The sequence below is a fragment of the Alistipes sp. An116 genome (genome assembly GCF_002161005.1).
Taxonomy (GTDB): domain Bacteria; phylum Bacteroidota; class Bacteroidia; order Bacteroidales; family Rikenellaceae; genus Alistipes; species Alistipes megaguti.
The window spans coordinates 1-9,243 of sequence record NZ_NFLR01000036.1; the positions used below are offsets into that span (position 1 = coordinate 1).

Sequence of the window (9,243 nt, forward strand, 5' to 3'; positions counted from 1 at the left end):
GTTCTGTAAACCTAACTGCAATATTGTCAATGAACCGGATGGTTCTACCGAACCTACTTTGTTTTAATTGTTAAACTTTATAATAACCAGTCCGGATTTTTCCCGGACACGAATGACTTGACATAGCGAATTGCGCAATTCGATAGGAGAAAACCGAAAATCCTCAAAAATGTAGGAACCAACTTAACACCGCATATTATGAAACGCTTTGAAGAAATCAACGGCTCAAAGTTTGAGCGCCTTTCCCATGCCGAAATGGAATCGGTAAAGGGCGGCGACTTTTGCGTCTCTTGCATGAAAAGAGCGCGAAAGGTAAAGATCGGGTCCGATGAAAACGGCACATATTTTCTCATTTTCGGCCCGAAATAGTAGATATTAACGTCTAATTGAGTCTGCCCAAATTCGAATCTTTAAACAGGATTTGGGCAGACACTTCAAACATTTGAAATATGAAGTGGTTATTGTGGTTATTACCACTATGGATTCATATTGCACAGACCCAAACGCCCGGGGAAAGTCCCAACATTGAGAGCGTTGAACAGCGTTCCGTCCCTGTAAAAAACAGTGCCTTGGCAATCTTGGACGTGTGGACACTTCATCCAGACATGTGGACTGAGTTGCCGACCAGTGCGATCCATCCCACCGTAGATTCGCTGTTGACACCGACCATAAAAGAGAAGTTACTGCAGCAGATCAATGCCCGTCACACCCAATTGGGGAAAGATACACTGTTAACGTCGGATCTGTTTTATATTCTAAGACCCTATATCGATTGGCTACATGAGATCGATCCGCACTATCGAATAGCTGCCAGAATACCGATAGACGGCCGCGTCTACAAAACAGAACGGAACTTTCTGAAAAAACGACGGAGACTTGGCTTTAACCTGTTGCAGGTCAAAGATACCTTGATTGTAAATACCTCTGTCAACCCGCTATTCCATAAAGGCGATATGATTGTTTCAATCAATGGCGTCAAATCGTCTGACTTACTCGAATTCAATTATGATGATCGCTATACTACGCCCGAAATTCTACTGCAGAATTACTATTTTCAACATCTACGAACCGATTATACAGTTCAACTGATCCGGGGAAATAAATTACAGACGATCACAACGGCTGGAATGAAATACCAGAATGTTACCACATCTCTGGCTATCGAGGAGTCAATGGATCGTAATATCCGCATATACGAATCAGCTCAAAGTGGTTATATTGCGCTGCCTAAATTCTCTCGTTTCTTCAATCCGAGAATAATTAAGGTGCTGCGATCAAAGATTGCCGAATTTAAAGCCAAGAACTGTAAAAATATCATTCTCGATCTGAGATATAACACGGGCGGCAGCGGATATATGTTCGACAAACTATTGTCTCTGTTTATCGATCGTCCTACGATTCCCTATTTGAAATCACAGAAACTGAGGATTTCTTCGGAGACACGAGCCGATTATGACTTTGTCACGGAGGAGATGATGGGACAAACAGTCAGGTTACCGGATAGATATACAGTAAAAACGATTGAACTAGACCCTGCATGGTATATAGGCGACGATATGCATATCTACATTTTAATAAGCAGAAATACGGCATCCATCGCAGCCTCACTTTGTAATATATTGCAGTACAACGGTTCCGCATCATTGGTTGGAGAACCGCTTTGCCGTAATGCCCTTCGTTATGGAGAAACTGTGACTGGAAAGGCTTGGTTCTCCTCCTTGTTATATGAGGCTTCCGTCTCGACGATGGAATACGATGAACATACCCGAGCAGTCAACGGGGTGCTGATGCCGGATATTGCCATCCCATACGTTGCGCGGGATTATCTCTCGGGACAGGATGCAATGCTTGACAAGTTACTGGAAATCATTAAATGTGATATAAAGAGTTAATGACTTATGACTCATTTGGAATTATCTGATTTCAATTTTTGGGTCGAGACAATAATTTAATTACGTCGGAGGATTCGTTGTATGAGGGTCACCAGTCACGTCAGATATAACGACATTTTTTGAAAGATAGACAATCTGAGAACGATATTATAATCAAACCATTCTGATTGCAGAACCTCTGTATAAACTCACATGATTTACAATGACAAGAATTGCATGTGAAATTACAAGATTACAAGCTACGAGATTTTTTTTGGGGGGGGGTATCTTCCGATATAACAACATTTCTGATATGAAGATGAATTATTTATGGGGCATTGTTACCCTGATGCTGGCGGTTTCCTGCACGCCGTCGCATCAAAACCGGTTTCAATTGGACATTCAAATTTCTGAAGCTCCGTCTGGGGAATTCGTCTTTCTCGCCTACCCGGTCAATCGGAAAGGAACCTGGTATGTTCAGACCGATTCAGCCCGCCTGGTCGACGGAAAAATCCGCTTCGAAGGGGAAATCCCGGGAATTACTCCCGCTTATCTCTCTTTCGAAAATATGGATGAAGTTGTGTTATATCTAGTCCCGGACAAGATGCATCTGCGAATAAACCGGTCGCATCCCTATGATTTTACCGGCTTGGAAGGCTCCCTGATGAAGGAGATCGGGGATTATCGGGCACAACTCGGAGCTGTTCCTCAACGATTATGTGAGAAAAATCGTCGGGCAATAGGCCTAAACGAGCGATGGTTGCAGGCTTCTTCTGAAAATCGGGATTCTCTGTGGAGGCAATTTATGCAGGCCGTTCAAGAGTTCAAATTGGAACAGGCCGTAGAGGATTCGCTCCGCATGGCATTTATTACGCAACATCCGGATTATGCGATTGCCCCTCATCTGCTGTATCTCTCAACACGGGTAAACCGGCACGAGCCACAAGAACTCAAAGCCCTGTATGACCGGATTCCGACGACTGACGGGAATCGGATCATGCGGGAGCTGGCCGGAATTCAACTTGCTTTCGTCACGGGAGACAGTGGATTCGAGGTCGGAATGCCGGGCTATGATTTCACCCGCACCGACGCATCCGGAAACCTTGTCCGCCTTTCCGATTATGTGGGAAAATCGGTCGTGTTGCTCGATTTCTGGGCCTCGTGGTGCGGGCCGTGTCTGAAGGCGGCCCCCGCGATCCACGAGGCTGCCCGGAAATATGCCGACAGAGGGCTGCAGGTCATCGGGCTCTCGGTGGATGACGATCCGCAGGCCTGGCGGAAAGCCCTCACGGAGCACGGTCTGGACTATTGTCCGCAGGTGCTGAGTTGCGAATCAGTCAATAGTGACGCGCTCTATTTCCCCGAGCAGGCCGATTTGGCGGATTTGTATCAAGTAACGCAGATTCCGTGTCTGATCCTGATCGACCGAGATGGCCGTATTGCCGCCCGCTGGCAGCGGATCACTCCGACGGAGGAGGCTCAACTGGAGGAAATGTTAAATTAGGCACTTACAGTCAGGTCGCCAGACAGGAACATTTCACCGTGAGGACTCCCGAACGAATCTGAGGCAAACCCCGTCGAGGGTCCTGCGGCAAGGTATGACGGTCGTTTTCTTGCAGGAAACGTATTGGACTGCCATGTCATCAAATTTTCCGCAGATTGGCGAATTTCCTAACGCTGCGAGCGGCCGGCGGATTGAAAAATATTGTTCCGATTCGCAGCCTATCAACCAAGAGGAGTGACGATCGCCGACCAGCCCCCATCAAAAACAGCACACCGGCTTGCGCCCCAGTTCCAACTCGCAGAGGACGCTGAGCGAACTGGGGCGACCGTCTGTGCGGAGGGCGTAGACACTCTCTTCGGCCATCGTGGCGATGGTGTAGTTGCGGGTTTGGGCTGTCTGCCAACCGGTTCGGCGGGCGTTGCGGACGGCAAAGATCAAGATGCGCTGCTCGGCCAGGGCCTTTTCGATGGCAGGCGGATAGCGGCGGTAGAGGGCGCGCCCCAGGGCCCAGATCACCGGATGCCGGGCTTTCAGCAGGAGCCCAAAGACGGATTTTTCGGGTGGGGATTGAAAGCCGCTGATTACGACGCAATCGGTTGCGCAACACGCCTCCGCCCAGCGCAAGGCCTGCTCTTCGACAGCCGGCGAGACGACGCGCGAGGCGAAGAAGGCGACCTTTCGGCGGTCGAGCAGGGCGGGGTTGCCCGTGTAATCGTAATCGAAAGCCATAAAAAACGTGGGTTGCCGCATTGACTTACCCCGTACTCAGGCCTTCGCTGCCCCACGATGAAATAAGCAACACGGACAGCCCACGCGAAACGTGTATCGTGCACATAGCAAGCCAAAGGCCTGCGGGCACAATACATGCGTCCACGAGGCGTCCAGTCACATCTCTTTCATCGTGTCAAGTTTGCGAAGTTTGAGTACGAAAGAAAACGTAACGAAACGTTCGTAAATATGTCTGGATCCGTCCGCAGAGGCACGGAACCATTTACAAAGGTAGAAAATTAAATGAATTATTTCCAATAGCCATCCTAAAAATCCGGCCACAATCCATAATAAGAAGTTAACATAGTGTCTATTAAATTATTATATTTGCAATATGAAGAAGAATACATATAAGGAAATAGAGAAGAATTTGAATTCTTCGATAAAAATGAAACTTAACCAACTACGAACATTTCTCGATTTAGGGAAAGCATCTGTAATGGTTGGGGCCGGATTTAGCAAGAACGCCAAAATGGGCGAGGATATTCACATGAAAGATTGGGGCGAATTATGTGAAGATTTTTATACAGCCTTATATGGTTCAAGACCAAGCGACCACGATTTCCGTCTTAAATCGGCCCTCCGGCTTGCTCAGCAAATTGAAAGTACCAAAGGACGAACCGCTCTTGACGAAATAATCAAGAATTCGCTGCCCAATGATTCAATCTCCCCAGGCGACTTACATATTCAATTAGTGAGCCTTCAATGGCGAGATATATTTACCACAAACTATGACTCTTTGTTGGAAGATGCTGCAAAAAAGCCTATCGTCATTATAATGTAGTAACATCCAAAGATTCACTTATCTACCAACCTCATCCCAGAATAATAAAACTACACGGGTCACTCCCCGACAACAGGCCGTTTATAATCACAGAAGAAGATTACCGAACCTATCCAGAACGATTTCCAGAGTTTGTCAATACCATTCGACAAGCCCTGATAGAAACCCAGTTTTGTCTCATTGGTTTTTCTGGAGATGATCCGAATTTTTTAAGTTGGCTGGGATGGTTTCGAGATATTATGGGGCAACAGATGCTTCCAATCTACATGATTTACGTCGGTTCCCGCCCCCATGATTCTGAAATAAAATTGCTCACATCCAGAAAGGTCGAACCAATTATTACGGCGGATATTTCAGAAGATCCTGCAGAAGCGATGGATTTTATACTCTCTTACGTAGGCAATAAATTTCAAGAGAATAAAGAATGGAGCGGAGAACTAAACTTCGGTAATAAGAAGTCATTAAAGGAATCAATAGACAAAATGCGCGAAATTCGGGAATCGTATCCCGGTTGGATCATTCTTCCTGTAAACAGAATTGAAAACGATTTCAGCGATTGTCGCACTGAATTTCCCTTCATGGGTCAAAGGTTCTCTGAACTGAATGATAAAGATAAGTTGGAGTTTCTTTATGAATACACTTGGCGTTTGCAGATCTCCTTTATGCCATCCTGGATCAATACGGAATGGTATGTAAACGCAATTCAAGAAATAGTAAATCATTATGATTCAATCAACCCTAAAGACAAAATAAAAGTTGATTATTTATCAGTTGCTTTATTGCAAATTTATCGTATTACAGATGATGATGACTTCAAGAATAATTTACAACTTGTTCGTAATCGGATTCCATCAAACAATACGGCGCTGCATAACAGAATTATATACGAAGAGGCTCTTTGGTCTGTCTCTCACTGTGAATTTACAAATCTGAACAAGATTTTGGATTCTTGGAAAGTATCTCCTGATGATTATCGAGGGGCACTATGGAAATCTCGAATTTTAAAAGAAATAGACAAAATTGATGAAGCCTCGAATATTTTAGAGGTTTCATTGGGTAATGTTCGCCGGAAATTAATAACAAACAGTAAATCGGAGTATCAGTTAAGTGCAGAAACATTAATCTCGGATTGTCTTCCATACAACGTTATTCCAAGCAAACAAAGAAAAAAACGGACGAAAACTTTCATTTCTGGAGATATTATGATTTATGTAAAAAGGAAATAACAACCGAAGAAAAGCCTAGCGTAACGCACTCCCACGGTTTCAACATCGGAACATTGGGGACATCATGGCATTCAGGATCAAGCGGCTACATCGAAAAATATGTCGGAGCAGGACGTTATTACCTATTAGCTGAAGCTTATGGCCAACCTATCGGAGCAAATTCAATGACGTATAATTCTAACCTGAATCAACTTGCTCTTCCTCTTATTGCAGAAGTTGGACTTGACGTTGCACTATCTTATCTTGTTGAGTCAAATGATAAGAATGCACTCAATACGACTCTTTCACGACAGAAAATTCTTAATATTTCCGAAAAAGATGCTATAAAATTATTCGATTCTTGGATAGAGGTATTGATGCCCAACATGGAAGCAAGCAATAAACCTACATGGAGAAGCCGCGAAATTAATATCGTATTACCCATACTTGCCCGGTTGTGTGTATGGCTGAATGCAGACAGGATTGTTCTAATTATAAAATTCATTCAAAGAATCTATGACTCGTCTCAAGCCAATCTTTCAGAGCTTCTCACAACTTGCTATAACTCTCTTCCGATTGATAAAGCAATAGAAGTATGGTGGAGTATAATGGAAAATCCTATTGTGCTCGACTATCGAAAATGTGATATTCCAAAGCCTCACATCAAAATAGAAAAATGGCAAGGGACTAATTTAACTATTGACATAATAATAAATGGGCTTGCAAACAAGTCTCAAGATATACGCAGAGTTGCAGTCAATCGTTTTTTTGACATTCATACAATCTTACCTGAAGAATATCGGGAAAAAATAGATCACAGCATTTTATTACATTTTGATAATTTGCTTAATACACGGCTAATCTCCTTCTTGGGAATAAGTCTCATTCCGGATCAAGATCGGATTTGGAAGAATAAATTTATCACTCACCTGAATAGCCAAGTTGCCAAGTTCCAAGAATTGGATTTCAAAATAACAGATTCTTCTGCTATAATCAGCAACCTCGACAACTATATGGTGAAATTCATTGACTGCTATAAACACATAACAACGAATCAGATTAACCTTATTACTGAAAAAATTCTATATTTTATCAATATTAACTTTGAGACGCTCCATGACACACACGATTCGGAATCTTTTTGGGGCGGAATGAAACGTTTTCTCGATTCAGCAATGAATCATATTAATAGATATATTGAACGAATCGACTGTTCTTTAATTCAAAAAGGAGTAAGAGAAGAACTACTCAAGAAAGTTATAGCATTGAAAGATCAATACCCATTGGCTCAAGCAATTGTGAATCTGTCTTTCATCTCCCAATCGAATACATTCACCGATGACGATAAAGCGACAATAAAGCAATACCTGAAAAATGGTATAACATCATCAGACAAGGATTGGATAATAGATGCTTTCTCTGCTACAGGAAACTGTCATCGATTAACTAATGGCCGATTCTCTGTCCAAGAGATTGTACAAACTGCAATTGAAAAAGTGCACTACCTGTTTAATTATGAAACAACATATATGTTATTCGGCTTTCAAACATGGATTCAGTCTAATATTATTAAAAAACAAAATCTTAAAATATTATTCGAGATTCTTTCTTCTCTACCGCAAAGAATTACAAAGACCCAAGACATATCAGCTGAATTAAAAGCCGATTTACTTTACTATGGAGGACAGCTCGCTGCCTGCATCTCTAAAACACAATTTAACGGCATTGACAGTACTGAATGTAACAAACAATGGCAAGTATTGGTGAATTCTAAAACAATTCCAAATGACATCCGTAATGGATATTTGAGAAATTTGCCAAACAATGAAACACAAATGTAATTATCACAATAATAATATGAGACGCCCAGATAAATGATACGTTTTGACCTCTATTACCATTCAAAAACATGATATCGCTTTTCGGACATCCGCTGCCGTAAAAACCGTTTCCGGTTTTATTTTGCCCCATCGGGGGGGGGATTGTCGCAGCAGAAAGTCCTCCTCATCACCCAGGATAACATAGGTAGCATCTGTCCAGGCATGTCAGACCAGCTACGCGGCAATTTCGGATTCACGACAATCCGGAGTAAATACCATAAACGATTCCCCAGTGAAAAAGTGAGGTAGACACCGTACTCATAAAACGGAGACACATTGGCTACTCGGTTTGGGCGCCGCAGCCGCATGGCCCCCGCGAACAGCCACAACCGGTTGCCGACTGGAGCAGGTGAATTTCAAGGGGTTTTACCGGGAAAAGGGCTTTGGGGGCATCGATTTCATGAGGATTTAGAAGCCCCAAATGGCGAACAACAACCATAAGATGCCATCAGGAAACAACTAAAATTATTCGATTCCTTTCCGAGGTGGAGCAAAATCGGAGGGCAACTGTTTGTTTCTCAAAATAAAAGTTTATCTTTGCATCGTAGTAGGAAATCGACCCCGTGAAACCCTGCAAAATGGTGCAGTTTTTCGGTGGAGCAACCGCGGGAGACAGTCCTTTTTGCCGAAGTACAATTCAAAGAGATACAGGCACTTGATCGCATAGTTCGATTCCTGGTGGTACCACTTTGAAGAGAAGCAAAAAGTTGCAAAACCCTGATTTCCAAACGAAATCAGGGTTTTCTCTTTTTATCGGCAACGCAAAAAACAGCGGTTTTCGGCACCTTTTGGTGGAACAATCGGTGGAGATGGAAAACACCGCATCCATCCCCACTGAATTCGCACTTTTCTCGCTGAACTGCAATATTTTGCATGGCAATAAGTCGAGTCGGATTTCCTACATTTGTCGAACCAGTCCACCCGGTCTTTTCTTCCTCAAGAAGACCAGGCTGCTGAAAAACGGAGAGGCCTCCGTCTGCATGCGCATCACCGTCAACGGGACGCGCGTCGAAAACAACCTCCGCAAGAGCATCGACCCTGCCCTGTGGAGTCAGGCCAAGGAGACGGCCCGCGGCAAGAGCCGCCGCGCCTGCAACCTGAACACCTATATTGAGGAGGCCCGCATCAAATTGTATCAAATCTTTTGCGAACTGGAGCAGCAGAACCGCCCCGTCACGGCTCACCTGCTGCAGGAGCTCTTCTTCGGGCAGGAGAAGCCGGAAGAGGTCCG

General features: G+C 43.9%; 8 protein-coding genes. 7 read left to right on the forward strand and 1 reads right to left on the reverse strand.

Annotation, left to right across the window (positions count from 1 at the left end):
* The first annotated feature begins 198 nt into the window (after positions 1–198).
* From B5E60_RS13990 to B5E60_RS13290, 3 genes are all read left to right on the forward strand, one after another.
* Complete coding sequence (locus tag B5E60_RS13990; protein ID WP_162611650.1) at positions 199–369, forward strand: hypothetical protein; 171 nt, start codon at positions 199–201, stop codon at positions 367–369.
* Positions 370–449: 80 nt separating this feature from the next.
* Positions 450–1,892: a S41 family peptidase gene (locus B5E60_RS13285; protein WP_087312403.1), complete on the forward strand. Its 1,443-nt coding sequence runs from the start codon at positions 450–452 to the stop codon at positions 1,890–1,892.
* A gap of 292 nt (positions 1,893–2,184) precedes the next feature.
* Entirely contained in the window at positions 2,185–3,375 is a 1,191-nt protein-coding gene (locus tag B5E60_RS13290) for a TlpA disulfide reductase family protein (RefSeq protein WP_162611651.1), read from the forward strand.
* A gap of 258 nt (positions 3,376–3,633) precedes the next feature.
* On the opposite strand, the gene B5E60_RS13295 is transcribed toward B5E60_RS13290, so the two are convergent.
* The gene (locus B5E60_RS13295) at positions 3,634–4,104 is read right to left on the reverse strand and encodes a hypothetical protein (RefSeq protein ID WP_087312407.1); all 471 of its coding nucleotides are present in this window, start codon (positions 4,102–4,104) and stop codon (positions 3,634–3,636) included.
* A 373-nt stretch (positions 4,105–4,477) separates the two neighbouring features.
* Between B5E60_RS13295 and B5E60_RS14120 the strand changes: the two genes are divergently transcribed.
* From B5E60_RS14120 to B5E60_RS14310, 4 genes are all read left to right on the forward strand, one after another.
* The gene (locus B5E60_RS14120; protein WP_204246485.1) at positions 4,478–4,927 is read left to right on the forward strand and encodes a hypothetical protein; all 450 of its coding nucleotides are present in this window, start codon (positions 4,478–4,480) and stop codon (positions 4,925–4,927) included.
* A 20-nt stretch (positions 4,928–4,947) separates the two neighbouring features.
* Positions 4,948–6,153, forward strand: a complete 1,206-nt coding sequence (locus B5E60_RS13300) for an SIR2 family NAD-dependent protein deacylase (RefSeq protein ID WP_204246486.1) — start codon at positions 4,948–4,950, stop codon at positions 6,151–6,153.
* Positions 6,057–7,973: a hypothetical protein gene (locus B5E60_RS13305; protein WP_143260779.1), complete on the forward strand. Its 1,917-nt coding sequence runs from the start codon at positions 6,057–6,059 to the stop codon at positions 7,971–7,973. Before B5E60_RS13300 ends, B5E60_RS13305 begins: the two co-directional genes overlap by 97 nt.
* 746 nt (positions 7,974–8,719) lie before the next feature.
* Positions 8,720–9,243, forward strand: a 524-nt coding sequence (locus B5E60_RS14310; RefSeq protein WP_239403358.1) for an Arm DNA-binding domain-containing protein, incomplete at its 3' end; no start/stop codon positions are given.

Bases quoted from the DNA above. Each gene is read 5' to 3' on its own strand.
- B5E60_RS13990 (WP_162611650.1), top strand. From the start codon at position 199: ATGAAACGCTTTGAAGAAATCAACGGCTCAAAGTTTGAGCGCCTTTCC.
- B5E60_RS13285 (WP_087312403.1), top strand. From the start codon at position 450: ATGAAGTGGTTATTGTGGTTATTACCACTATGGATTCATATTGCACAG.
- B5E60_RS13290 (WP_162611651.1), top strand. From the start codon at position 2,185: ATGAAGATGAATTATTTATGGGGCATTGTTACCCTGATGCTGGCGGTT.
- B5E60_RS13295 (WP_087312407.1), bottom strand. From the start codon at position 4,104: ATGGCTTTCGATTACGATTACACGGGCAACCCCGCCCTGCTCGACCGC.
- B5E60_RS14120 (WP_204246485.1), top strand. From the start codon at position 4,478: ATGAAGAAGAATACATATAAGGAAATAGAGAAGAATTTGAATTCTTCG.